This is a genomic window from Curtobacterium sp. AC273 (genome assembly GCF_979253735.1).
Genome location: NZ_CEEDDU010000014.1, coordinates 109666 through 133154, shown reverse-complemented (window position 1 = coordinate 133154; position 23489 = coordinate 109666). Strand labels below are relative to the sequence as shown.

The following is a 23489-nucleotide window of genomic DNA, read 5'->3' as shown; positions in this document are numbered from 1 at the left end:
GTGGCGACTAGCGCTTCGAGAACTGCGACGCCTTGCGGGCTCTTCTTGAGACCGGCCTTCTTGCGCTCGATGACGCGGGCGTCACGGGTGAGGAAGCCGGCCTTCTTGAGGGTCGCGCGGTTGTTCTCGCGGTCGATCTCGTTCAGGGTGCGGGCGATGGCGAGGCGGAGCGCGCCGGCCTGACCCGAGGGGCCACCACCGGTGATGCGGGCGACGACGTCGTACGAGCCGAGGAGCTCGAGCACCTTGAACGGGTCGTTGATGAGCTGCTGGTGCAGCTTGTTCGGGAAGTAGTCCTCGAGCGTGCGGCCGTTCACCACGAAGGTGCCGGAGCCCGGCACGAGGCGGACGCGCGCGATGGCCTCCTTGCGGCGCCCGACGGCACCGCCGGAGACGTTGAGGATCTGACGGGGAGCGGCCTCGGCAGCGGCGGGTGCGCTCTCCGTGGTGAAGCTCTCCGGGGTCTGGTCGAGGGAATCAGCGATCTGAGCCATGAGTTTTCTCTAGTCCTTGGAAGTCGTCGTGGCCGCTGTTACTGCGAGACCTGGTCGAAGGTGTACGTCTTGGGCTGCTGCGCGGCGTGGGGGTGCTCGGCACCCGCGTACACCTTGAGCTTCTTGAGCTGCTCGCGGCCCAGCGTGTTCTTCGGGAGCATGCCGCGGATCGCCTTCTCGACGGCGCGGGTGGGGTCTTCTCGAGCATCTCCGGGTAGGAGGTCGCCGTGAGGCCGCCCGGGTAGCCCGAGTGGCGGTAGTAGACCTTCTTCGCGAGCTTGGAACCGGTCAGGGCGACCTTGTCCGCGTTCACGATGATGACGTAGTCACCCATGTCCATGTGCTGGGCGAAGGTGGCCTTGTGCTTGCCGCGGAGGAGTGCGGCGACGTGCGAGGCGAGACGGCCGAGGACGACGTCGGTCGCGTCGATGACGATCCAGTCGTGCTGGACGTCAGCCGGCTTCGGTGAGAACGTGCGAGTCACAGGAGTGCTGCTTTCGTGTCGAGGTGAGGAGTCCGTGAATCCCGCTCCGGTTGGGGTTCAGCGCGGCAGAAGCCGGTGGAACACCCAGGTGGAGGGCCCATCTGACTGTCTTGCGTGCGGGGCACGCAGACCAAGGTGAGAGCCTACCCGACGCGCGTCACGTCGGTCAAACGCGAGCGGACGGCGGACGGGAGGCGCGGTGCCGGCTGGCACCGCGCCTCCCGTCCGAGGAGTGGTTACGTCCGTCAGCCGAACAGGCTGCGCAACCAGGCGATGAGCGCCGCGAGTGCGGCGAGCGCGTCGGCGAGCGTGCCGCCGCCGTGACCCGGCTTCGCCATCGTGACCGGGCCCGCCACCGTGGCCCGGGTTCCCGCCGTCACCCGGGGTGGAGACGCCGGGCAGATCGATGCCGACCAGGATCGGGTCGTGGTCGCTCGCACGGTAGACGTCGTCCTGGTACAGGTCCGTGACGTTGTAGTCGTAGCGGCTGTACTCCAGGCCGACGGACTCGACCGAGTTGATGTTCCAGATGTCCACGCCCGTCACGGTCTGCAGCGCCGCGGGCGAGGCGAACACGTGGTCGAGCGATCCGCTCAGACCGCTGAACACGTACGACCACTCGGAGGCGTCCCGCGTCGGCCCGAGGTCGGTGTAGCCGGCCTGGTCGAGGACGGCCACCGGGTCCTCCTGGCTGTAGGCGTTGAAGTCGCCGAGCATGAAGACCTTGTCGGTGCCGGACTGCCGCTGCATCGCGGTCGAGAACGCGACGAGCGCCTTCGACTGCGCGACACGTGAGGCGTTCGAGGCGCCCTGCCCGTCACCCTGGTCGGCGTCCGCACCCGTGCCGGAGCCCTTCGACTTGAAGTGGTTCGCGATCACCAGGAAGGTGTCCTTCGCGGACGGCTTCGACGGCTTCCCGTTGCCCTTGCCGGGCTTCGCGGTCACCGGGGCGAAGGCCTGCGCGAGCGGCTGGCGCGCGTTCGCGAACGCCGTCGAGTCGGTGAGGATCGTCGACCCGCCGACCGGCTGCACGCGGTCCTTCTTGTAGATGAGCGCGAGGCGGATGACGTCCTCGCTCGCGGGGAGCTTCGACGGCGACTTCGCGTACGCCCACGTGTCCTTGCCGGTCGCCTGGTTGAGCGCGGCGACGAGGGTGGCCACGGCGGCGTCGCGGTCCTGGCCGAAGCGGGCCGAGTTCTCGATCTCCTCGAGGGAGACGACGTCGGCGCCGAGACCGTTGATGGCCTTGACGATCTTCACCTGCTGGCGGGCGAGGTCGTCCGCGTTCGCCGCACCGCGGGCGTCGCAGCCGTCCCGCACCGTGACGGGGTCGCCGTCGCGGTCGTTGTAGTACGTGCAGCCGGTGAGCTGGTCGCCGGTCGTCGGGAAGTAGTTCAGGACGTTGAAGCCGGCGAGGCGGATGTCGCCGCCGACGTTCTCGGGAGGCCGTGGTCCGCACGTTCGAGAACGACGCGGGCAGCTCCGCCTTGGGGGTCGCCCCGGTGATCGGCGACGTCGGCTGGAACTTCCACGAGTCGTTCCGGTAGTCGAGCACGACGGGCTTCGCGAAGGTCGCGCTGGCCCCGACCGTGACCGGGCCCTGGGTGAGCCACGACACCGGGATCGACTGGTTCGCCGCGCTGAGGAAGTTCGTGCTCGCGCCGTCGTCGAGGACGACCTTGCGGGCCGCGTTGTCCGCCGTCACGGCCGCCGCCTCGGCGCTGCCCGGGCGGGCGACCTCGGTCGGCTGCAGCAGGCGCTTCGTGCCGGACGCCAGGACGACCTCGCCGTACTGGTTCGTCGTGTAGTTGTCGGCGACCGTGTACGCACCCTGCGGCGCGACGAGCATGCTCTCGAGCGACTCCCGCTGCGCGTCGGTCCGTGGGAACGTCAGGGTGGCCGGCACGGGCTGGACCACACCGGCCGCGGGGAGCTTCGTCCAGACCGGCGGCGGTGGGCACCGTCAGCTCGGTCAGGCCGTTGAACTCGGAGACGGTGCCGGTCAGGCGGACCGCGTCGCCGATCGCCACGCTGCCCGCGGTCGCCGCCGAGTACACGAAGACGGCGTCCGACGCGGTGTGCGTCGCGAGGTCGAGCGCTCCGCCGGTGCCGGCGGTCTGGACCGTGTAGCCGCTGAAGCCGCCGGTGGCGTAGACCGCCGTGACGACGCCGTCCGTGGTGACCGCCTTGCCGGCGTACGGCGAGGCGGTGCCGGTGCCCTGCAGCTGCGCGATCGTGACCTGCTCGGCCGGGGTGCCGGGGTCGGTCGGGTCAGTGGGGTCGGTCGGGTCCGTCGGCTGGCCGGTCTCGCCCGCGGCGTTCTCGGGCGTGATCGTGGACGTGACGGTGAAGTCCGCCGCGTTCGAGTCGGTGTCCGTGGTGCCCTGGCGGGTCAGGCCGTCCGGCACCGAGTTCGCCGTGCCCGCCGTGGCGACCGCGGTCTCGAACGTGTTCGACGTGCCGTAGCCGAGCAGGTCGACGACGCCCGGGGTGCCGGTGGCGACCGCCCTTTTTTTTTTTTTTTTTTTTTTTCGCGGGCAGCGACAGCGCCGTCGCCTGGTCGGCGAGCACGAGGGTGCCGGTGGAGCCGGAGGGTTCAGACCCGTGACGGCGTCCGCCTCGGGCAGGGCCTCGCCGTTCGTGCCGTTCGAGCCCATCTGCACCAGGTACGTGCCGTGCGCCGGGACGGAGCCGCTCAGCTTGCCGACCGCGGGCGTACCGGTGCCGGTCGCGGCGCGGTACTGCACGGACCAGCCGTCGACACTGACGGCGGTGTCGGTCGGGTTGCCGAGTTCGACGAACTTGTTCGTGAAGGGCTGGTTCGCGCTGCCGCCCTTGAGGTAGGCCTCCTCGATGACGAGCCCGGTGCCGGCGGGGTTCGCACTCGCGGTGGTGACGGAGACGAGCGGGGCCGCGAGGAGCGCTGCGGCAGCGGTGGCGCACAGCAGAGTGCGCCCGACGGATCTGTGCATGCCCGCACGCTACCGAGCTGCGGCGCCGCTCAGGTTTCCGGCGGGTGAACGATCCGTTCCACCCCTGATCGGGGTGCGTGCGGGCATGGTCGTTCCGGGCGTACCTGGTCGTTCCGGGCGTCCCTGGTCGTTCCGGGCGTCCCTGGTCGTTCCGGGCGTCCCTGGTCGTTCCTTCCGACCAGGTATGCCCGATTCCACTTTCCATCGGCGCGCCGCGGCGCCGGAACAGCCTCAGGCGCTGACCGGCACCCACTCCGCACCGACACGGTGCACGGCCGGCCCGTGCCCCGGCAGCAGGATCTCGGGGATCGGCAGCGCCCGCGCCGACTCGATCGCCCGCGACTGGTCCGCCGTGAAGAACGGCGTGATCATCCGCGGCCGCGGCGACCACGACGCCGGCTGCGTGTCGTGCCGACTCACGACCGCGTCCCCGGTGACGATCGCGTTCGCCGCCGGCAGCAGGTACGCCGTGGACCCGTCGGTGTGCCCCTCGGCGGGCAGCGGCGTGATCGCCCGACCGTCGAAGTCCGCGCCGGTGAAGGCCCGCGCCGTGGGCACGGTGGTGGGCCGGAGCGCATCGGACCGGATCGCGCGCGCGAGCCACCGGAGCACCCGCGGCGACGCCAGCCGCCCGCCGATCTCCGCGGGGGTCACCTGCTGCCGGACGGGACCGCGCACGTTGTCGAGCTCGTCGGCGTGCGCCAGGACCTCGACGTGCGGGTGGCGCGCCAGGATGCCGGGGATCCCACCGACGTGGTCGACGTGCCCGTGTGTGACGTAGACGCGGCGCAGGTCGTCGAGGTCGTGCCCGGCGTACCGGACGGTGTCGAGCACGAGGTCGGTGTCGGCCGGGTAGCCCGCGTCGATGAGCGCGACCCCGTCTTCTTCCGCCAGGACGACCCAGTTCGACACGGGCCCCTCGACGAAGACCACACCGGGGGCGACGGAGACGACGGACCGGGGTTCGCGGGAGCTCATCCCTCGACGGTAGCGGAGGGTTCCTCCGCCACGCGCCGGGCGCGCGTCTGCTCGGCCCGGGCGGCGAGCTCGTCGTCGGCCGGGTACCCGACCTCGGTCAGGGTGAGCCCCTTCGCCGGCGCGGTCTTGAACGCACTCGTGCGGGTCTGCGCCGTGCGCAGCTCCTCGAGACGGTCCGGCCCGAAGCGCCCCTCCCCCACCGCGATGGTCGCCCCCACCATCGCCCGCACCATGGAGTGGCAGAAGGCGTCGGCCTGGAGGCGCGCCACCAGCACGCCGTCCGGCTCACGGTCCCAGCGGAACTCCTGCAGCGTCCGGATCGTGGTCGCGCCCTCGCGCGGCTTGCAGAAGGTCGCGAAGTCGTGCAGCCCCAACAACCGCAGCGCACCGCGCTCCATCGCCGCCGGGTCCAGCCGCGTCGGGTGCCACACCGTGTGCCCCCGCCGACGTGGATCGCGACCGGCGTCGGCGTCCGCGATCCGGTAGTCGTAGCGCCGCCAGAGCGGGGAGAAGCGCGCGTCGAACCCGTCGGGCGCGACCGAGGCCCGGGTGATGACGACGTCCCCCTCGGGTGCCGCGATGCCGTTGACGCGCTTGACCAGTCCGTCGAGCGTGGCGCGCGGTGGCCCGTCCGGTGCGGAGCGCCGGGGCCGGGTGAGGGCGCCCCACTGCTCGGCGGTGAGGTCGAGGTGCGCCACCTGCCCGGTGGCGTGCACCCCGGCGTCGGTGCGTCCGGCGACGGTGAGCTGCGGGGTTCGCCCCAGCGGGTGAAGACGGTGGCGAGTGCGCTCTCCAGCGCTTCCTGCACGGTGCGGAGCCCGGGCTGCCGGGCCCACCCGGAGAACGCGGCACCGTCGTAGGCGACGTCGAGCCGCAGCCGGACCTGCTCGTGCTCACTCACACCCCCACGGTAGCGATGTCAGTGCCGCGTCAGTGCCACGTGAGCGCCCGGCGGCACGATCGTCCTCGACATCGACGATCGCCGTCGAGTCACCAGGAGAGGATCCGCGATGACCACCACACCGCTCGCGGTCGAGGCCACCGGTCTCGTGAAGACCTTCGGGACGAACCGGGCAGTGGACGGTGTCGACCTCCGCGTGGAGGCCGGGACGGTCTACGGCGTGCTCGGCCCGAACGGCGCCGGCAAGACCACCACCATCTCGATGCTCGCGACCCTGCTCCGGCCGGACGGCGGCGAGGCCCGCGTGTTCGGGCACGACGTCCGCCACGAGGCGCAGGTCGTCCGGTCCCTGATCGGCGTCACCGGGCAGTACGCGAGCGTCGACGAGACGCTCAGCGCGACCGAGAACCTCGTCATCTTCGCGCGACTGCTCGGCCTGAGCCGGGCCGACTCGAAGCGGAAGGCCGTCGAGCTGCTCGAGCGCTTCGGCCTGACCGAGGCCGCTTCCCGACCGCTGAAGAACTTCTCGGGTGGCATGCGCCGGCGTCTCGACCTGGCGGCGAGCCTCATCGCGCAGCCGCCGCTGATCTTCCTCGACGAGCCGACGACCGGGCTCGACCCCCGGACCCGGGCGCAGATGTGGGACACCATCCGCGAGCTCGTCGCGACCGGCTCGACCGTGCTCCTGACGACGCAGTACCTCGACGAGGCCGACCAGCTCGCCGACCGCATCGCCGTGATCGACCACGGTCGGGTGGTCGCCGAGGGCACGAGCGACGAGCTGAAGTCCTCGATCGGTACGTCGTCGCTGCAGCTCCGGCTGACGGACGCACTGCGCCTCGACGCGGCACGGGCGCTCGTCCGGAACACCCTCGGCGTCGACGCGGTGGCCAGCCCCGAGGGCTCGCGGCTGACCGCCCCGATGTCCGACCCGGACCGCGTCACCGACCTGCTGGTGTCGTTCCGCGAAGCCGGCATCTCCCTCGCCGAGATGAGCGTGCAGAAGCCGACGCTCGACGAGGTCTTCCTCACCATCACGGGTGCGCCGGCGACCGCAGACGAGCCCGCCGACGCCGACCTCGAATCGAGCAACGCATGACCACCATCACCCCCTCCACGGGCACGTCCACCCCGCGGATCACCCCGCGCCCCGGCGTCGGCGGCTCCGGACTCGGCGCCACGGTCCGGCAGTCCTTCACGATGGCGTACCGGGGCCTGGTGAAGGTCCGTCGGACGCCCGAGCAGCTGTTCGACGTGACGCTCATGCCGATCATCTTCACCGTGATGTTCACGTACATCTTCGGTGGCGCGATCGCCGGCGACATCGGCAGCTACCTGCCGATCATCATCCCCGGCATCCTGGTGCAGACGAACATCACGTCGTCGATCGTCACGGGCGTCCAGCTCCGCGAGGACATGGACAAGGGCGTCTTCGACCGCTTCAAGTCCCTGCCGATCGCCCGCATCGCGCCGCTCGCGGGTGCGTTGCTCGCCGACACCGTCCGGTACGCCATCGCGACGACCATCACCTTCGCCACCGGCTTCGCGATGGGGCTCCGTCCCGAGGGCGGCGTCGGCGCGGTGGTCCTCGCCGGCCTGCTCGTCGTCGTGGTCGCCTGGGCCGTCAGCTGGATCTTCGCCTACTTCGGCGTGATCGCCCGCACGGCCTCGAGCGTCTCCGGCATCTCGAACATGGTGCTGTTCCCGCTGACGTTCCTGTCGAACGCGTTCGTCCCCGCGGACACGCTGCCGGACTGGCTGCGCTGGTTCTCCGAGGTCAACCCGATCTCGCACCTCATCACCGCGGTCCGCGACCTCATCAACCACGGCACCGTCACGGGCGACCTCTGGATCAGCCTGCTCGGCGCCGCCGTGATCGTCGCGGTGTTCGCCCCGCTCACGGTGCGGGCGTACATGCGGAAGGCCTGACGGGCAGCGGGCCCATCAGCGGGGTCCGAAGCGGAGCTCCTCGAGCAGGAGCCGCGCTCGCGAGGACGGCCTCGGCCCGGTCCCACCCGGCCGAGGCCGTCTCGGCGTCGGCGAGCGTCGACTCCCCGACCGCGTCGGCGAGCAGCGGTCGCAGCCGGCGGTGCAGCAAGACCGCGAAGTCCTGCCGCGACCCGAACCGGGTGGCGAACGCCCAGCAGCGGGCCGCGTGCTCGGGCTCGCCGGAGCGGGCAGCGGCGACCGCCAGCCCGGCCAGCGTGGTGCCGATGACGGGCAGGTCCAACCACCACGGGTGCAGGCGCAGCATCACGAGTGCCCCGACCCGGATGCGGCGAGCGACGTCCCGTTCGGCGGCCTGGAGGCGCGGTGCGGCTCCGCCGGTACGGCTCGCCGCCGCCTCGTCGACCGCCGCGATCCGCGCGGCCCCCGCCATCACGGTCCAGTGCGGCGTCTGCTTCCGGAACGGCGCCACCCACTCCCACGCCGCGGTGTACTCCGCGGCGGCGCGGTCGAGGTCGCCCTCGTACCGCAGGCACTCCGCCGAGATGGCGACGGCGAGCACCCCGATCTGCGAGCGGTCCCCGTCGAAGCCGCCACGCCCCTCCACGGGCCGCAGCCGCAGGTCGGCCGCGACGCCGCGAGCGCGTTCGACGTCCCCGGTCGAGGCGGAACACAGTCCGACCGTCCAACCGATCTCGTACAGGTCGTCGTCGGCCCCGAAGCGCTCGAGCTGGTCGCGCGCCACGTCGGCGACCACGAGCGCCCCGGCGTGGTCGCCGGTCTGGGCGAGCAGCTGGGTCATGGTGACCGCGCCGGTGCCGGTGGTCCAGGCGTCCCGGGTGGTGCCGGATAGCTCCTGCGCGCGCGTAGCGTAGCGGAGTGCCGCCGCGGTCTCGCCGTCGTTCTCGGCGAGCGGTGCGCTGAGCATGTTCGCGAGGCACGCGACCCCGGGGTCCGGGTCGGTGCGCATCCGGGCGAGGAGCGCGGTCCCCTCGGCGGGTCGGCCGAGGGTGAGCAGCAGGGCGACCTGGGCGTCGAGCACCGGGAACCCGGTCGGCCCGACGCGACGCCGCAGGTGCCGGAGCACGGAGACCGCACGGGCGGTGACCCGCCGACCCTCGAACGCGGCGGAGGCTCCGGCGACGAGGAGTCCGACCTCGGTCGCGGCGACGTCCTCGTCGGCCGGGGGCGTCCGGCGCAGCACGTCGACGACGTCGGCGGCGATCGCCACGACCTCGCCGTGGGCACCGCGCAGCGTCCAGTACCCGCCGAGGGCCGCGAACACCTGCGCCGTCGCCGGGGCGTCCTCGGCGCGCAGGCTCCAGCGCAGCAGGGTCACCAGGTTGTCCGCTTCGCGGCGCACCTCGTGGAACCGGCGGAGCTGGTCCTCGCCGGTGATGGTGAAGAGGTTCCGGTCGGCGGTGAACGTCCGGGCCCAGCCGATCATGGCCGTGCGGACCGCCTCGGTCGTCCCGCGTTCGTCGAGGCGGGCGGCGCCGAACTCGCGGACGGTCTCGAGCAGGCGGTAGCGCACCGGCTCCCCCTCGTGCTCGACGAGCTGCACGAGGGACTGCTCGACGAGCTCGGCCAGGTCGTCGAGGGCGTCGCGCCGGCGATCGGGTGCCGCGACCGCCTCGACCGCGTCGACCGCGAGCCCGTCCGGGAAGAGCGCGAGGCGTGTGAGCAGGTCCTGCGCGCCCTCGTCGAGCAGCCGCCAGCTCCACTCGATGACGGCGAGCAGCGTGCGGTGCCGTTCGGGCGCACTCCGGTCGCCACCGCGCAGGAGCGCGAACCGGTCGTCCAGCCGCCGTTCGATCTCGGCGGTGCTCATGCCGCGGATCCGTGCCGCGGCCAGCTCGATCGCGAGCGGTGACCCGTCGAGGCGCGTGCAGATGCGCCGCACGGCGTCGACCGGCAGGACGGCTCCCGGGCGCGCGGCACGGGCACGCTCGGTGAACAGGCGGACAGCGGCGCCGTCGGCCTCGACCGGCAAGGGCGCGAGGGGCGCCACGGCCTCGCCGGCGATCGCGAGGGCTGCCCGCGACGTCGTGAGGATCCGGAGGTCCGGGGCGGCGGCGAGCAGGTCCGCGGCGAAGCCGGCCACGGTGTCGACGAGGTGCTCGCAGTTGTCCAGCACGAGCAGTGTCGGGCCGTCGGCGAGCGCTCGGACGACGCGCCCCTGCAGGTCGGCGACCACGGCGTCACGCAGCGACCGTGCGGAGCGGAACTCGGCGATCCCGAGGAGCGCCCCGAGTGCCGGCACGACGTCCTCGGCGGCGAGCGGCGCGAGTTCGAACACGACGACGCCGCAGGTGGCCGGCACCTCGGCGGCGACGGCCTGCGCGAGACGCGTCTTCCCGAGGCCGCCCGCGCCGAGGATCGTCACGAGCCGGTGCCGCGACAGCAGGTCGGCGACGGTGTCGAGGTCCTCCTGCCGGCCGACGAGCGTGTTCGGCGCAGCGCGGAGGCCGATGCGACGAGCGCGCCCGGTGTCGGCGGCCCCACGCCGGAGCAGGTCCGCGTTGAGCCGCACCAGGTCGGCCGAGGGATCCGCTCCGAGCTCGTCGGCCAGGCGGTCGCGGTGCGCTGCGAAGGCCGCGAGCGCCTCGGCCGTCCGACCGGCTGCGACGAGGGCCCGCATGGACCCGGCGACCGCGGCCTCGTCGAAGGGGTTCGCCCGGGCCTCCGTCGTCCAGACGTCGACGGCCTCGTCCACCTGCCCGGCGTCGAGCAGCGCGGTGCCGAGCGAACGCCGGAGCGCGCGCCGGGCTGCCGCTGCCCGTTCGGCGAGCGCGGCACCGAGGTCGCCCTCGACGTCGTCACCAGGGGTCCCCCGCCAGAGGTCGAGGACGGCACGCACCGTCTCCGGGTCGGCGTGGTCTGCCGCTGCGCGTTCGGCGCGGGCGAGGTCGACGTCGTCGGGCTCGCACCCGAGCGCGTACCCGGTGCTGGTGGACACGACGACGCCGTCCGCGACGGTGCGACGCAGCCGCGAGACGAGGGTCTGCAGCGCCGCCCGGGCACCGCGGGGCTGGTCCACCGGCCAGAGCTCGTCGATGAGCGCCTCGGTCGTGACGGCGTGCCCGCGGGCGAGCACGAGCGCGGCGAGGAACGACCGTGCGAGGGCCCCCGGGACCGGCGTCGGCGCTCCCGTCGGACCCACGACCGTCACGGGTCCGAGGACGGCGATGCGGGGCTGCTCGGGCACGGTGCGAGTCTACGGACGGACGGTGCCCGATCCGCCCACGACCGGGGTCATTCGCCCCGGTACCGCGACTGCAGCTCGGCGTACCGCGCGTCCCAGTCGAACGCGGCGACGCCGTCGTGGTTCCCGGCGAGGTCGAGCTCGAGCAGCTCGAGGTAGGTGTGCCACCCGGCGCCGTAGTCCCGGCTCCCGATGCCGGCGTGCTCGAGCCGGAGCGACGCACCGTCCGGCGCGGGTTCGACCGTGACGACGACCGTCGTCTCGTCCTCGCCACGGGCCTGCCAGGTCGTCGTGAAGGAGCGCGGCGGGTCGCACGCCGTGACGGTGCCCTCGGTGAAGGCGGTCCCGTCGTCGAACCGGGCGAGCCAGCGGCCGCCGAGCCGCAGGTCCCCCTCGTACGGCGCCATCCAGCACGAGAGGCGCTCGCGGTCGGTCACGGCGTCCCACAGGTCCTCGGGCGTGGTCGGGTAGGTCTGGGCGAAACGGAGGAGGTACCCGCCGCCGGGTAGGTCGTCGATGGTGCCGTCGGTGGTGCGCATGTCATGACTCCTCGTCGTGTCGTGGGGCGTCCGGTCGTGGGGCGCCGGGTCGGGATCCCGCGCGGCGCCCGCGTGCGATCTCGGTCGAGAGGGCGTCGAGCCGCTGCCGCCAGAGCGCGCGGTACCGTTCGACGGCGTGGTCGAGCTCCTCGACCGCGCGGGGTTCCAGCCGGTACACGCGCGACGTCCCCCGCGGTGCGGCGGACGCGAACCCGGCCTCGCGCAGCACCCGCAGGTGTCGCGACACGGCCGGCTGCGAGATGCCGAACTCGTCGGCGATGACGTCCGTCAGTGCGCCGGCGGTGTGGTCGTCCTCGGCGAGGAGCTCCACCAGCCGCCGCCGGACGGGGTCACCGAGGACGTCGAATGCGTGCACGGCCGCACTCTATAACCGAGGTGTTATGAAGTCGAGGACTCAGCCGCGCGGACGCCCGAACGCCGACGGCCCCGTCCGGGTGTCCAGGTCGACGGTCGCGCGCCGCTCGGACTCGACGATGCCCCGCAGTGCGACGAGCGCCGCCGAGGTCACCGCCACGTGCGACGGGTTCGCCCGCGACGCGTCCAGCGCCCGCTCGACCTCCGCGATAGCCTCGTCGCCCTCTTCCTCGGGGCACTCGCCACGGATCACGCACGAGAGCCGCCGCATCGCCTTCGACAGCGGTTCCGCGAACGCCGGGTCCGGCCGCCCGAGCCCCTCGGACACCGGCCCGGAGCGTGCGACGAGCTCGGTGAGGTCCGTCGTGTACCAGGCCACCCGCTCGAGCGCACGGAAGCGGGCACCGTCCTGCTGCAGCCGGGCTCGTGAGCCGCGGAGTGCCCCGCGGGGGTTGAGCCGCCGGCTCTCGTGCGCGATCGACACCCGGGAGCGCACGTCGGCGATCGCCCGGTCGAGCCGGTCCTGCTGGTGGTCCCAGGCCTTCTCGTCGCGCTTGCCCTCCTCGAGGACGTTCGCGAGCCCCTCGAGGTGGTCGGCGAGGACCCCGTTGACCGCGTCGATGCGGTGCTCCGCGTCCCAGAAGTGCAACGGCGGGAAGACGAGGAAGTTCACGAGCAACCCGACGGTCACGCCGACGGCCATCTGCACGAGGTACCCGAGCGAGTACCCCTCCGCGTGCGCCCCGCCGACGAGCAGGACGAACAACGCCGCGGTGGACACCCACGAGCTGCCCTCGCCGAGCACGCGGAACCCGCCGACGAGCACACCGATTCCGACCGCGAGCGCGACCGCGAGGAACCCGGGGTCCCCCACCCACATCGTGAATCCGGCGATGACGATGCCGAGCGCGATCCCGACCAGGGTCTGCACGCCGCTCCGGATGCCGGCGAACACCGTCGTCTGCATGGCCACGACCGCACCGAGCGGCGCGTAGTAGGGGTACTCCGCCGCGACTCCGGGCACGTGCCGGGCTATGAACCAGGCGATCACCGCCGCGGCTGCCGCCTTGGCGGCGTGCAGCAGGCGCGGCTGCGTCCCGGAGACCCGGCTCCACCGCCAGACCCGGGTACCGACCCCCGCGATGTGCTCGAACGGCATGTGTCCCTCTCGTCCTGTCGGCCGGTCACACTACGGCCGGTGGGCTGTCAGGACGGACGGAACCGCGTTCTCCGGACTGGTCCGATGACGGCCTGGAGGCGCGTGGCGGGCCCGCACCGCGCCTCCAGGCCGCCGTCCGGTCACCCCCGGAACGACAGGACGCCCCCGCGACGTGCGTCGCAGGGGCGTCCTGTGGTGGTGCTGGGTCTTACTTGTCGTCCGACTTCGCGTCGTCGGACTTCGAAGCAGCGTCGTCCTCGACCTCGGCAGCAGCCTCGGTCTCGGTCTCCGTCTCGACCGGAGCGGACTCCTCGGTGGTCTCGGTCTCTTCGACCGGCGCCTCCTCGGTGGTCTCGTCCGCGGCCGGCTCCTCGACCGGGGCAGCAGCGGCCGGAGCCGTGGTGCGGGTCACCGGGGCGGGCGTGCCCGACACCGGTTCGAGGACGAGCTCGATCGACGCGAGTGGAGCGTTGTCGCCCTTGCGGAAGCCGAGCTTCGTGATGCGGGTGTAACCGCCCTGACGGTCGGCGACCTGCGGTGCGATCTCCGTGAACAGCGTGTGCACGACGGTCTTGTCGCGGAGGGCCGCGATGACCCGACGACGGGCGTGCAGGTCGCCGCGCTTCGCGAACGTGATGAGACGCTCGGCGACGGGACGGAGGCGCTTGGCCTTCGTCTCGGTGGTCGTGATGCGACCGTGCGTGAAGAGGGCGTTGGCGAGGTTGCTCAGGAGCAGGCGCTCGTGGGCGGGGCCGCCACCGAGGCGGGGGCCCTTGGTGGGCTTCGGCATGTCAGTTCTCCAGTGGTGAAAGAGTGGTGCGCGCTACGTCAGCGGCACGCGTGCGCGTGAGCGCGAGGTCAGTTGTTGGACTCGTCCTCGTCGTACCCGCTGTAGAAGTGGGCGCCGTCGAATCCGGGGACGGTGTCCTTGAGGGACAGGCCGAGCTCGGTGAGCTTGTCCTTGACCTCGTCCACCGACTTCTGACCGAAGTTGCGGATGTTCATGAGCTGCGTCTCCGACAGGGCGACGAGCTCGGACACCGTGTTGATGCCCTCCCGCTTGAGGCAGTTGTAGCTGCGGACCGACAGGTCGAGGTCCTCGATCGGGGTCTGCAGCTCGTTCGAGAGCACCGCGTCGACCGGCGCGGGGCCGATCTCGATGCCCTCGGCCGCCGTGTTGAGCTCGCGGGCGAGCCCGAACAGCTCGACGAGCGTCCGGCCAGCCGATGCGATGGCGTCGCGCGGCGTGATGGCCGGCTTCGACTCGACGTCGACGACCAGGCGGTCGAAGTCCGTGCGCTCACCGGCACGCGTCGCCTCGACGCGGTAGGTGACCTTCAGGACGGGCGAGTAGATCGAGTCGATCGGGATCTGACCCGCTTCGGAGAACTCCGAGCGGTTCTGCGTCGCCGACACGTAGCCACGGCCACGCTCGATCGTGAGCTCGAGCTCGAAGCGCGCGGTGTCGTTCAGGGTCGCGATGACGAGGTCCGGGTTGTGGATCTCGACGCCGGCCGGAGCGGAGATGTCCGCTGCGGTGACCTGACCGGCACCCTGCTTGCGCAGGTACGCGGTGATCGGCTCGTCGTGCTCGCTGGAGACGACCAGGCTCTTGATGTTGAGGATGATCTCGGTGACGTCTTCCTTGACACCGGGAACGGTGCTGAACTCGTGGAGGACGCCGTCGATGCGGATGCTGGTGACGGCCGCGCCGGGGATCGAGGAGAGGAGCGTGCGGCGCAGCGAGTTGCCGAGGGTGTACCCGAAGCCCGGCTCGAGCGGCTCGATGACGAAGCGCGAGCGGAACTCGGAGATCGTTTCCTCGGTCAGGGTGGGGCGCTGTGCAATGAGCACTGTGGGATTCCTTTCGGCGGAGTGTCCGCTATATGACACTCGGCGGTACGACGGGGCCGACCGGGCCCCGACGGGTCTGTTGAGTTGTGATCACGCGCACCGGAGTGCGCGATCGAACGACCAGGAATGGCCGCGGGCCCTGCTCGCCCCGGAACGGACGGATCCGGTCAGGGGACGAGCAGGGCGCGGCCGGTTGCTCCCTCGCGTCAGACGCGACGGCGCTTGGGCGGGCGGCACCCGTTGTGCGCCTGCGGCGTGACGTCGTTGATCGAGCCGACCTCGAGGCCAGCGGCCTGGAGGGAGCGGATCGCGGTCTCGCGGCCCGAACCCGGACCCTTCACGAAGACGTCGACCTTCTTGACGCCGTGCTCCTGCGCCTGACGCGCAGCGGACTCGGCGGCGAGCTGCGCCGCGAACGGCGTCGACTTGCGCGAACCCTTGAAGCCCACGGCACCCGAGGACGCCCAGCTGAGGACGGCACCCGACGGGTCGGTGATGCTGACGATCGTGTTGTTGAACGTGCTCTTGATGTGGGCCTGGCCCACTGCGACGTTCTTCTTCTCCTTGCGGCGCGGCTTGCGCGCGGCAGTCTTGGGGGTAGCCATCGGGGTCTCCTATCGAGCCTTCTTCTTGCCTGCCACGGTGCGCTTCGGTCCCTTGCGGGTACGCGCGTTGGTCTTGGTGCGCTGACCGCGCACCGGGAGACCACGACGGTGGCGAAGACCCTCGTAGCTACCGATCTCGACCTTGCGGCGGATGTCGGCGGCGACCTCACGGCGGAGGTCACCCTCCACCTTGAAGTTGCCCTCGATGAAGTCGCGGAGGGCGACGAGCTGGTCGTCGGTCAGGTCCTTGACGCGGATGTCACCGGAGATACCGGTCTCGGCGAGTGCCTGGACCGCGCGGGTACGGCCGACGCCGTAGATGTACGTGAGTGCGATCTCCACGCGCTTCTCGCGCGGGATGTCGACGCCTGCTAGACGTGCCATGTGATGGCTGCTCCTGTTGTCGATGGAGGTGTGGAGCAGTACCGGTGCTCGGGCCTCCGACCCGGGGTGTCCCCGCTCGCGCGGTTCTTGGTACTGCGTTCGATGTTGAGTTGTGGTTCCTGCGCAGGCCGCCCGAGGGCGATCCGCATCAGGCAGCCAGCCGGTCCCTGTCGGGCACCGGCTCACCCGGGACTAGCCCTGGCGCTGCTTGTGACGCGGGTTGCTCTTGCAGATCACCATGACGCGGCCCTTGCGGCGAATCACTCGGCAGTGCTCGCAGATGGGCTTGACGCTGGGGTTGACCTTCATTGTTGTTTCCTCGTGCTCGCTGGCTTCGTGCCCGGCAGGCTTGCCGAGCCGTTCCTTTCCAGCTCGCGGATCACTTGTAGCGGTAGACGATCCGGCCGCGGGTCAGGTCGTACGGGCTCAGCTCCACGATCACGCGGTCCTCGGGGAGGATGCGGATGTAGTGCTGGCGCATCTTCCCGGAGATGTGCGCGAGGACCTTGTGTCCGTTGGTCAGCTCAACGCGGAACATCGCGTTGGGCAGAGCTTCGAGCACCGAGCCTTCGATCTCGATGACGCCGTCTTTCTTGGCCATAGCCTCACTGTCGCTTGGTTGGATTACCGGTGTGATCCCCGAGCCGGTCTGCGGGTCGGGCGCCACGCCAAGAAGGCATGGCACACCAAAGATCGATCTTATGTGATAGACCCAGGATTGCCAAGTGGAGACGGCGAAGTCCCCTCGTCTGGGGCTTCCCGAGCAGCTCCGCCCGAGGCAGTCTGAGTCTTCCACAGTGCTTTGACGGCGCGTTCCGGGCCGCCGCCAGTCGCCGGCCCCTAGCGTGACCGCGCAGCCTCGTCCGGCCGTCACCACGCCGGACCCCCGAACGGAGACCACGTGCCCGACGCCACCCGACGACCGCTCGCCCGCCACGGACGGCTCCCCCGCCGACGCGGGTGGACGACCGCGGCCTCGATCGTGGCGTCCGTGCTGGCCGTGGTCCTCGTCAGCGGCACGAGCGTCGCCGCCATCGCCGGCGCCCAGCTCGCGACGGCGCCGACGACCGTGCAGCTGAGCACCGACGACCAGAGCACCGCGCAGACCGCCGACATCACGGCCATCAAGGGCGGCGCGAACATCCTCCTCATCGGCAGTGACACCCGCGTCGGACAGTTCGACTCCGCCGACGACGTGCAGGGCGCCCGCAACGACGTCACGATGCTCATCCACATCTCGCAGGACCACCAACAGCTCACCGCGATCAGCTTCCCGCGTGACCTGATGGTGCCGATCCCGGCGTGCTCGAACCCCGAGACGGGCACCACGTACCCGGCGGCGACCTCGGCGCAGTTCAACACGGCCCTCGGCAACGGCGGCGTCTCGTGCGTGGTCGACACCGTCGAGAACCTGACCGGCCTGAGCATCCCCTACGCCGGGCTGATCACCTTCGACGGCGTGATCGAGATGTCGAACGCCCTCGGCGGCGTGGACGTCTGCGTCGCGGACCCGATCAACGACACCTTCACCGGGCTCCACCTGACGGCCGGGTCGCACAACCTCGAGGGCTCCGACGCACTGGCCTTCCTCCGCACCCGCCACGGCGTCGGCGACGGCAGCGACCTCGCCCGGATCAGCTCGCAGCAGGTCTTCCTGTCCGCGCTGCTCCGCAAGGTCACCGCGGACGGCACCCTGTCGAACCCGATCACGCTCTACAAGCTCGCCGGTGCGGCGCTGTCGAACATGACGCTCTCGGACGGCCTCGCGCAGACGCGCACGCTCGTCGGGCTGGCCGGGGCACTCCGGGGGATGAGCACGGCGAACATGCTCTTCGTGCAGTACCCCGTCGCGGACGACCCGGCCGACCACGCGCGCGTGATCGTCGACCAGGAGGCCGCGCACACCCTCAACGTGGCGCTGCAGAACGACCAGAAGACCTCGCTGAGCGACTCGACCACCGGCCGAGCGTCGGAGGAGTCCCCGGCCGGCACCAGCAGCGCGACCGCCGCCCCGTCCTCGTCCGCCGGGTCGCCGTCGACCGGGTCCTCGTCGGCGGGGTCCTCGTCGGCGGGGTCCTCATCAACGGGGACCGGCGCGAACGCACCGGCAGCGACGCCCACGTCGACGCCGCTCCCGTCGTCGATCACCGGGCAGAGCGCCTCCGAGCAGACCTGCTCCGTCGGCAACTGACCCCGAGACTCGGGTGCGGCCCGTGACCCGGCCGTGCGCACGGCTGGGCCGGCGGGGCGGGCGCGAGTCGGGCCTCCAGGCAGGGTGAGCCGGGAGGCGCGACCTACGGGATCGGGACCGGCGTCACACCCAGCGGGGCCAGGCCGGCCGCACCACCATCAGCAGCCGTCAGCACCCAGATGCCGCCCGCGTGGATGGCGATGCTGTGCTCCCAGTGCGCGGCGTCCGAACCGTCCAGCGTGCGGACGGTCCAGTCGTCGTCGTCGGTCGAGCTGTCGATCGTGCCGGCGGTGACCATCGGCTCGATCGCGACCACCAGGCCCGGCTTCACGGCCGGACCCGCGCCACGGACGCGGTAGTTGAACACCGGCGGGTCCTCGTGCATGGACCGGCCGATGCCGTGGCCGGTGAAGTCCTCGACGATGCCCCAGGCGCCGGTCTCGTCGATGGCGTCCTCGATGACGGCGCCGACCTCGTGGAGGTGCTTGGCGTGCGCCAGCGCGGCGATGCCGTGCCAGAGCGCACGCTCCGTCGTGTCGCAGAGCGTCTGACGCGCCGCGGTCAGCGGTGCGTCACCGCCCGGCACGACCGTCGTGAACGCGCTGTCGCCGTTCCAGCCGTCGACCTCGGCACCGGCGTCGACCGACACGATGTCACCCGGCTGCAGCACGCGGTCGCCGGGGATGCCGTGCACGATCTCGTCGTTCACCGAGACGCAGAGCGTGTGGTGGTAGCCCGGGACGAGCTGGAAGTTCGGGATGCCGCCACCGTCACGGATGACGGTCTCGGCGATCGCGTCGAGCTCACCGGTCGTGATGCCGGGGCGGACGGCGCCGCGGACCGCGAGCAGGGCCTGCTCGGTCAGCAGGCCCGGCCGCACCATGGCGCGGAGCTCGTCCGGGGTCTTGTAGATCGAGGGCTTCCGGAGACGGACCACGCGGTCAGACGCCTGCGGTCAGCCCACGCGAGGACAGGGCCGTCTGGATGCGGTCGCCCACCTCGTCGATGCCGCCGAGACCGTCGACGTCCACCACGAGGCCACGCTCGGCGTAGGCGTTCACGATCGGTGCCGTCTGCTCCGTGTAGACCTGCTGACGACGACGGATGGTCTCCTCGTTGTCGTCGCTCCGGCCCTGCTCCTCGGCACGCTTCAGCAGCCGGCCCACGAGCTCGTCCTGGTCGGCCACGAGCTGGATGACGGCGTCGATCCCGGTGCCCTGCTCGGCGAGCAGCGCGTCGAGGTACTCGACCTGACCGACCGTGCGGGGGTACCCGTCGAGCAGGAAACCGCCCTGCGCGTCGGCCTCGTTCAGGCGCGACTTGACCAGCTCGTTCGTGAGGGAGTCGGGGACGTAGTCGCCCGCGTCCATGATCGCCTTCGCCTGGACGCCGAGCGGGGTGCCCTCTGCGACGTTCTTGCGGAAGATGTCGCCCGTGGAGACGGCCGGGATCCCGAAGGACTCGGCGATGCGGCCGGCCTGGGTGCCCTTCCCCGCTCCGGGGGGTCCGACGATGATGAGACGTGCGCTCAACGGAGAAGCCCTTCGTAGTGACGTTGCTGCAGCTGCGAGTCGATCTGCTTCACGGTCTCGAGACCGACACCCACGATGATGAGGATGCTCGCGCCACCGAACGGGAAGTTCTGGTTCGCACCGAACAGCGCCAGTGCTGCCAGTGGGATGAGCGCGATGAGACCGAGGTAGAGCGAGCCGGGCAGCGTCACCCGGGTCAGGACGTAGTCGAGGTACTCGGCGGTGGGCCGACCGGCACGGATGCCGGGGATGAACCCGCCGTACTTCTTCATGTTGTCGGCGACCTCTTCGGGGTTGAAGGTGATCGCGACGTAGAAGTACGTGAAGCCGACGATGAGCAGGAAGTACAGGACCATGTAGAACCAGTTGTCACCCGAGGTCAGGTTGGACTGGATCCAGGTCACCCACGCGGCCGGCTCGGTGCCGTCGGAGGGCTGGTTGAACTGCGCGACCAGGGCCGGCAGGTACAGCAGCGACGAGGCGAAGATGACGGGCACGACGCCGGCCATGTTGACCTTGATCGGGATGTACGTGTTGTTGCCGCCGTAGGTGCGACGCCCGACCATGCGCTTGGCGTACTGGACGGGGATGCGCCGCTGTGACTGCTCGACGAACACGACGGCCATCATGATCACCAGCCCGACGAGGATCACGAAGAGGAAGAGCTCGAACGACTGCGACTGCTCGATGGCCCAGAGCGCCGACGGGAACTGCGCCGCGATCGACGTGAAGATGAGGAGCGACATGCCGTTGCCGATACCGCGCTCGGTGACGAGCTCACCCATCCACATGATGAGGCCGGTGCCGGCGGTCAGCGTGACGACCATGAGCATGATCGCGTACCAGCTGTCGTTCGAGATGATCGACGAGCAGGAGGACGAGGCGTTGGTGCCGAACAGGGCGCCGGAGCGGGCGACCGTGATCAGGGTGGTGGACTGCAGCACGCCGAGCGCGATCGTGAGGTAGCGCGTGTACTGCGTCAGCTTGGCCTGACCGGACTGTCCCTCCTTGTAGAGGGCGTCGAAGTGCGGGATGACCACGCGCAGGAGCTGCACGATGATCGACGACGTGATGTACGGCATGATCCCGAGCGCGAAGACCGAGAGCTTCAGCAGTGCGCCGCCGGAGAACAGGTTGATGAGGTCGTAGAGACCGCCGGACGACGAGGCGCTGGCGAGACAGGTCTGCACGGCCGAGTAGTCGACGAACGGTGCAGGGATGTACGACCCCAGGCGGAACAGCGCGATGATCGCGAGGGTGAAGCCGATCTTCTTGCGAAGATCTGGGGTGCGCATGATGCGCGCGACCGCTCTGAACACGAGGACTCCGAACTTCTGGGACCGGCGACCCGGACGAGGGCCGTCACCGGTGTGGTCGGCAGGGCCGACCTGGCCGGCGGACGCCGACCACTGTCAAGGAAACCGTAACGGCGGCCCGTGCGCAAACGCACGGGCCGCCGACGGGGGTTACTGGGAGACGGTGCCGCCAGCAGCCGCGATCTTCTCGGCGGCGGACGCCGAGACCTTGTCGACCGCGACCGTGAGCTTCACGCTGATGTCACCCTGACCGAGAACCTTGACCTTCTCGTTCTTGCGGACGGCGCCCTTGGCGACCAGGTCCGCGACGGTGACGTCGCCACCGTTCGGGTAGAGCTCCGCGATCTTGTCCAGGTTCACGACCTGGTACTCGACACGGAACGGGTTCTTGAACCCGCGGAGCTTCGGGGTGCGCATGTGCAGCGGCATCTGCCCACCCTCGAAGCCGACCTTGACCTGGTAACGAGCCTTCTGGCCCTTGGTACCACGGCCGGCGGTCTTGCCCTTCGAGCCCTCACCACGACCGACCCGGGTGCGTGCCTTCTTGGCACCCTCGGCGGGGCGGAGGTGGTGCAGCTTCAGCACCTGGACGCGCTCGTTCTTCTCGTCGCTCATGCGTCGACCTCCTCGACCTTCACGAGGTGCGCCACCGTTGCGACGTACCCGCGGTTCTGGGCGTTGTCCTCACGCAGGACCGTACGGCCGATGCGCTTGAGACCCAGGCTGCGGAGCGTGTCGCGCTGGTACTGCTTCTCGCTGATAACGGACTTCGTCTGCGTGATCTTCAGCATCGCCATCACGCACCTGCCTTCTCGGACGCGGCACGCAGAGCAGCGGCCTCGGCCTGGAGCAGACGGTCCGGGACGACCCGGTCCACGGGGAGACCGCGGCGGCTTGCGACCGCGCGGGGCTCCTCGAGCTGCTTCAGCGCCGTGACGGTCGCGTGCACGATGTTGATCGTGTTCGACGAACCGAGCGACTTGCTCAGGACGTCGTGGATGCCGGCGCACTCGAGGACGGCGCGGACCGGACCACCGGCGATGACACCGGTACCGGCAGCGGCCGGACGGAGGAGCACGACACCGGCAGCGGCCTCGCCCTGCACCGGGTGCGGGATCGTGTTGCCGACGCGGGGGACGCGGAAGAAGTTCTTCTTCGCTTCCTCGACACCCTTCGAGATGGCGGTCGGGACCTCGCGGGCCTTGCCGTAGCCGACACCGACGAGACCGTTGCCGTCACCGACGACGACGAGCGCGGTGAAGCTGAAGCGACGACCACCCTTGACGACCTTGGAGACGCGGTTGATGGTCACGACGCGCTCGAGGAACTGGCTGTCGCCACCCCGCCCGTTGCGGTCGTTGCCACGGCCGCCACCCTGCTGACGGTCGCGTCCGCCACCACGGCGGCCACGGTTGTCGGCGGAGTCGCGGTTGTTCGATGCCGAACCCGCAGCGGTCTCGACGGGACGCTCGACCACGGGGACCTCGGGCTCCTTGGCCGCGGGGGCCTCGGTGCTCGTGGCCTCGGCGTCGGTCGCCTCAGCAGCCTCGGTCGACTCGGTGGTCGCCGTGGCCTCGGTGGGCTCGACGGCCTCGGTCGCTTCGACGTTGGCGTCTTCGTTCGTGTTCGCGATGTCGCTCACAGGTTCAGCCCTCCTTCACGGGCACCATCGGCGATCGCGGCGACGCGACCGGCGTACTTGCTACCACCGCGGTCGAAGACCACGGCCTCGACGCCGGCTGCCTTCGCGCGCTCGGCGAGGAGCTCGCCGACGCGACGGGCCTTGGCCGTCTTGTCGCCGTCGAACGAGCGGAGGTCGGCCTCCATCGTCGACGCGCTGGCCAGCGTGTGGCCCTTGGCGTCGTCGATGACCTGCACGAACACGTGCCGCGACGAACGGGTGACGGCGAGACGCGGACGCATCTCGGTGCCGGTGATCTTCTTGCGGAGACGGTTGTGACGGCGCGCCTTGGCGGCCGACTTGCTCTTGCCTCGGATTCCGATGGCCATGATCACTTACCTGACTTTCCGGCCTTGCGGCGCACGATCTCGCCCGCGTAGCGGACACCCTTGCCCTTGTAGGGCTCGGGCTTGCGCAGCTTGCGGATGTTTGCAGCGACCTCGCCGACCGACTGCTTGTCGATGCCGATGACGGTGAGCTTGTTGTTGCCCTCGACGGTGAAGCTGATGCCCGCCGGCGGCTCGACCGTGATCGGGTGGGAGTACCCGAGCGCGAACTCGACGTTGCTGCCCTTCGCCTGCACGCGGTAACCGGTGCCGACGACCTCGAGGCCCTTGGTGTAGCCCTGGGTCACGCCGACGATGTTGTTCGCGATGAGGGTGCGGGTCAGGCCGTGCAGCGCACGCGAGCTGCGCTCGTCGTCCGGACGGGTGACGAGGACCTGGTTCTCCTCGACCTTGGCCTGGATGGGCTCGGCGACGACGAGCGCGAGCTCGCCCTTCGGGCCCTTGACCGCGACGTTCTGGCCGTCGATGGAGACGGTCACGCCAGCGGGGATGTCAATGGGGAAGACGTCCGATTCGAGACATGTT

General features: G+C 70.8%; 23 protein-coding genes and 4 pseudogenes. 3 read left to right on the top strand and 24 right to left on the bottom strand.

Annotated elements, in window-relative coordinates; translation table 11 throughout:
• Positions 1-7: 7 nt before the first annotated feature.
• The 6 genes and pseudogenes from rpsI to truA all read right to left on the bottom strand — a co-directional run bounded on the left by rpsI (position 8) and on the right by truA (position 5829).
• Positions 8-494, bottom strand: a pseudogene (rpsI, locus tag ACZ8AI_RS21865) (30S ribosomal protein S9).
• Positions 495-532: 38 nt separating this feature from the next.
• Positions 533-978: pseudogene (rplM, locus tag ACZ8AI_RS21860) on the bottom strand (50S ribosomal protein L13).
• Positions 979-1035: 57 nt separating this feature from the next.
• Positions 1036-2376, bottom strand: coding sequence for an ExeM/NucH family extracellular endonuclease (locus tag ACZ8AI_RS21855; RefSeq protein ID WP_464859918.1), 1341 nt, complete (start codon positions 2374-2376; stop codon positions 1036-1038).
• Complete coding sequence (locus ACZ8AI_RS21850; RefSeq protein ID WP_464859819.1) at positions 2373-3950, bottom strand: lamin tail domain-containing protein; 1578 nt, start codon at positions 3948-3950, stop codon at positions 2373-2375. Before ACZ8AI_RS21850 ends, ACZ8AI_RS21855 begins: the two co-directional genes overlap by 4 nt.
• A 231-nt stretch (positions 3951-4181) precedes the next feature.
• Entirely contained in the window at positions 4182-4928 is a 747-nt protein-coding gene (locus ACZ8AI_RS21845) for an MBL fold metallo-hydrolase (RefSeq protein WP_464859818.1), read from the bottom strand.
• Positions 4925-5829 (bottom strand): annotated as a pseudogene (gene truA, locus ACZ8AI_RS21840) (tRNA pseudouridine(38-40) synthase TruA). The gene ACZ8AI_RS21845 and the pseudogene truA overlap by 4 nt, the downstream one beginning before the upstream one ends.
• 109 nt (positions 5830-5938) lie before the next feature.
• Between truA and ACZ8AI_RS21835 the strand changes: the two are divergent.
• Both ACZ8AI_RS21835 and ACZ8AI_RS21830 read left to right on the top strand, forming a co-directional pair.
• Positions 5939-6928, top strand: a complete 990-nt coding sequence (locus ACZ8AI_RS21835) for an ATP-binding cassette domain-containing protein (protein ID WP_464859817.1) — start codon at positions 5939-5941, stop codon at positions 6926-6928.
• Positions 6925-7758 carry an ABC transporter permease gene (locus ACZ8AI_RS21830; protein WP_464859816.1) on the top strand — a complete coding sequence of 278 codons (834 nt, stop codon included), beginning with the start codon at positions 6925-6927 and terminating at the stop codon, positions 7756-7758. The genes ACZ8AI_RS21835 and ACZ8AI_RS21830 overlap by 4 nt, the downstream gene beginning before the upstream one ends.
• Here ACZ8AI_RS21830 and ACZ8AI_RS21825 read toward each other — a convergent pair.
• From ACZ8AI_RS21825 to infA, 10 genes are all read right to left on the bottom strand, one after another.
• Positions 7727-10984: an AfsR/SARP family transcriptional regulator gene (locus tag ACZ8AI_RS21825; protein WP_464859815.1), complete on the bottom strand. Its 3258-nt coding sequence runs from the start codon at positions 10982-10984 to the stop codon at positions 7727-7729. The genes ACZ8AI_RS21830 and ACZ8AI_RS21825 overlap by 32 nt on opposite strands.
• A 47-nt stretch (positions 10985-11031) precedes the next feature.
• A complete protein-coding gene (locus tag ACZ8AI_RS21820) occupies positions 11032-11520 on the bottom strand; it encodes an SRPBCC family protein (protein ID WP_464859814.1) in 489 nt (162 codons plus the stop codon).
• Between the two features lies 1 nt (position 11521).
• Positions 11522-11896, bottom strand: a complete 375-nt coding sequence (locus ACZ8AI_RS21815) for an ArsR/SmtB family transcription factor (protein WP_464859813.1) — start codon at positions 11894-11896, stop codon at positions 11522-11524.
• Positions 11897-11935: 39 nt separating this feature from the next.
• Positions 11936-13054: an FUSC family protein gene (locus ACZ8AI_RS21810; protein ID WP_464859812.1), complete on the bottom strand. Its 1119-nt coding sequence runs from the start codon at positions 13052-13054 to the stop codon at positions 11936-11938.
• 208 nt (positions 13055-13262) lie between these two features.
• On the bottom strand, positions 13263-13844 hold the full coding sequence (gene rplQ / locus ACZ8AI_RS21805; RefSeq protein WP_071292530.1) for a 50S ribosomal protein L17: 582 nt from the start codon (positions 13842-13844) through the stop codon (positions 13263-13265).
• A gap of 68 nt (positions 13845-13912) precedes the next feature.
• Positions 13913-14908, bottom strand: a complete 996-nt coding sequence (locus ACZ8AI_RS21800; RefSeq protein WP_022906362.1) for a DNA-directed RNA polymerase subunit alpha — start codon at positions 14906-14908, stop codon at positions 13913-13915.
• Positions 14909-15114: 206 nt separating this feature from the next.
• The gene (gene rpsK, locus ACZ8AI_RS21795; protein WP_017885507.1) at positions 15115-15513 is read right to left on the bottom strand and encodes a 30S ribosomal protein S11; all 399 of its coding nucleotides are present in this window, start codon (positions 15511-15513) and stop codon (positions 15115-15117) included.
• Positions 15514-15522: 9 nt separating this feature from the next.
• Positions 15523-15897, bottom strand: a complete 375-nt coding sequence (gene rpsM / locus ACZ8AI_RS21790) for a 30S ribosomal protein S13 (RefSeq protein ID WP_058728274.1) — start codon at positions 15895-15897, stop codon at positions 15523-15525.
• Between the two features lie 192 nt (positions 15898-16089).
• Positions 16090-16206 carry a 50S ribosomal protein L36 gene (gene rpmJ, locus ACZ8AI_RS21785; RefSeq protein WP_022903266.1) on the bottom strand — a complete coding sequence of 39 codons (117 nt, stop codon included), beginning with the start codon at positions 16204-16206 and terminating at the stop codon, positions 16090-16092.
• A 70-nt stretch (positions 16207-16276) separates the two neighbouring features.
• On the bottom strand, positions 16277-16498 hold the full coding sequence (gene infA / locus ACZ8AI_RS21780; protein WP_017885509.1) for a translation initiation factor IF-1: 222 nt from the start codon (positions 16496-16498) through the stop codon (positions 16277-16279).
• A 300-nt stretch (positions 16499-16798) separates the two neighbouring features.
• Between infA and ACZ8AI_RS21775 the strand changes: the two genes are divergently transcribed.
• The gene (locus ACZ8AI_RS21775; protein WP_464859811.1) at positions 16799-18088 is read left to right on the top strand and encodes an LCP family protein; all 1290 of its coding nucleotides are present in this window, start codon (positions 16799-16801) and stop codon (positions 18086-18088) included.
• 103 nt (positions 18089-18191) lie between these two features.
• Here the strand turns inward: ACZ8AI_RS21775 and map are convergent, their stop codons facing one another.
• The 8 genes and pseudogenes from map to rplF form a co-directional block, all read right to left on the bottom strand.
• Positions 18192-19025, bottom strand: a complete 834-nt coding sequence (gene map, locus ACZ8AI_RS21770) for a type I methionyl aminopeptidase (RefSeq protein ID WP_464859810.1) — start codon at positions 19023-19025, stop codon at positions 18192-18194.
• Positions 19026-19029: 4 nt separating this feature from the next.
• The gene (locus ACZ8AI_RS21765) at positions 19030-19620 is read right to left on the bottom strand and encodes an adenylate kinase (protein ID WP_071292532.1); all 591 of its coding nucleotides are present in this window, start codon (positions 19618-19620) and stop codon (positions 19030-19032) included.
• Positions 19617-20939, bottom strand: a complete 1323-nt coding sequence (gene secY / locus ACZ8AI_RS21760) for a preprotein translocase subunit SecY (RefSeq protein WP_071292533.1) — start codon at positions 20937-20939, stop codon at positions 19617-19619. The genes ACZ8AI_RS21765 and secY overlap by 4 nt, the downstream gene beginning before the upstream one ends.
• A 147-nt stretch (positions 20940-21086) precedes the next feature.
• Positions 21087-21551 (bottom strand): 50S ribosomal protein L15, encoded by a 465-nt coding sequence (gene rplO, locus ACZ8AI_RS21755; RefSeq protein ID WP_071292534.1) that lies wholly within the window; start codon positions 21549-21551, stop codon positions 21087-21089.
• Entirely contained in the window at positions 21548-21733 is a 186-nt protein-coding gene (gene rpmD, locus ACZ8AI_RS21750) for a 50S ribosomal protein L30 (protein ID WP_022906355.1), read from the bottom strand. Before rpmD ends, rplO begins: the two co-directional genes overlap by 4 nt.
• The gene (gene rpsE, locus ACZ8AI_RS21745) at positions 21733-22413 is read right to left on the bottom strand and encodes a 30S ribosomal protein S5 (protein WP_464859917.1); all 681 of its coding nucleotides are present in this window, start codon (positions 22411-22413) and stop codon (positions 21733-21735) included. The genes rpmD and rpsE overlap by 1 nt, the downstream gene beginning before the upstream one ends.
• Positions 22414-22574: 161 nt before the next feature.
• Positions 22575-22946: a 50S ribosomal protein L18 gene (gene rplR, locus ACZ8AI_RS21740; protein ID WP_464859809.1), complete on the bottom strand. Its 372-nt coding sequence runs from the start codon at positions 22944-22946 to the stop codon at positions 22575-22577.
• Between the two features lie 2 nt (positions 22947-22948).
• A pseudogene (gene rplF, locus ACZ8AI_RS21735) lies at positions 22949-23486 on the bottom strand (50S ribosomal protein L6).
• Positions 23487-23489 lie beyond the last annotated feature (3 nt).

Bases quoted from the DNA above. Each gene is read 5' to 3' on its own strand.
- ACZ8AI_RS21850 (WP_464859819.1), bottom strand. From the start codon at position 3,950: ATGCACAGATCCGTCGGGCGCACTCTGCTGTGCGCCACCGCTGCCGCA.
- ACZ8AI_RS21845 (WP_464859818.1), bottom strand. From the start codon at position 4,928: ATGAGCTCCCGCGAACCCCGGTCCGTCGTCTCCGTCGCCCCCGGTGTG.
- ACZ8AI_RS21835 (WP_464859817.1), top strand. From the start codon at position 5,939: ATGACCACCACACCGCTCGCGGTCGAGGCCACCGGTCTCGTGAAGACC.
- ACZ8AI_RS21830 (WP_464859816.1), top strand. From the start codon at position 6,925: ATGACCACCATCACCCCCTCCACGGGCACGTCCACCCCGCGGATCACC.
- ACZ8AI_RS21820 (WP_464859814.1), bottom strand. From the start codon at position 11,520: ATGCGCACCACCGACGGCACCATCGACGACCTACCCGGCGGCGGGTAC.
- ACZ8AI_RS21810 (WP_464859812.1), bottom strand. From the start codon at position 13,054: ATGCCGTTCGAGCACATCGCGGGGGTCGGTACCCGGGTCTGGCGGTGG.
- rplQ (WP_071292530.1), bottom strand. From the start codon at position 13,844: ATGCCGAAGCCCACCAAGGGCCCCCGCCTCGGTGGCGGCCCCGCCCAC.
- rpsK (WP_017885507.1), bottom strand. From the start codon at position 15,513: ATGGCTACCCCCAAGACTGCCGCGCGCAAGCCGCGCCGCAAGGAGAAG.
- rpsM (WP_058728274.1), bottom strand. From the start codon at position 15,897: ATGGCACGTCTAGCAGGCGTCGACATCCCGCGCGAGAAGCGCGTGGAG.
- rpmJ (WP_022903266.1), bottom strand. From the start codon at position 16,206: ATGAAGGTCAACCCCAGCGTCAAGCCCATCTGCGAGCACTGCCGAGTG.
- infA (WP_017885509.1), bottom strand. From the start codon at position 16,498: ATGGCCAAGAAAGACGGCGTCATCGAGATCGAAGGCTCGGTGCTCGAA.
- rplO (WP_071292534.1), bottom strand. From the start codon at position 21,551: ATGAGCGACGAGAAGAACGAGCGCGTCCAGGTGCTGAAGCTGCACCAC.
- rpmD (WP_022906355.1), bottom strand. From the start codon at position 21,733: ATGGCGATGCTGAAGATCACGCAGACGAAGTCCGTTATCAGCGAGAAG.
- rplR (WP_464859809.1), bottom strand. From the start codon at position 22,946: ATGGCCATCGGAATCCGAGGCAAGAGCAAGTCGGCCGCCAAGGCGCGC.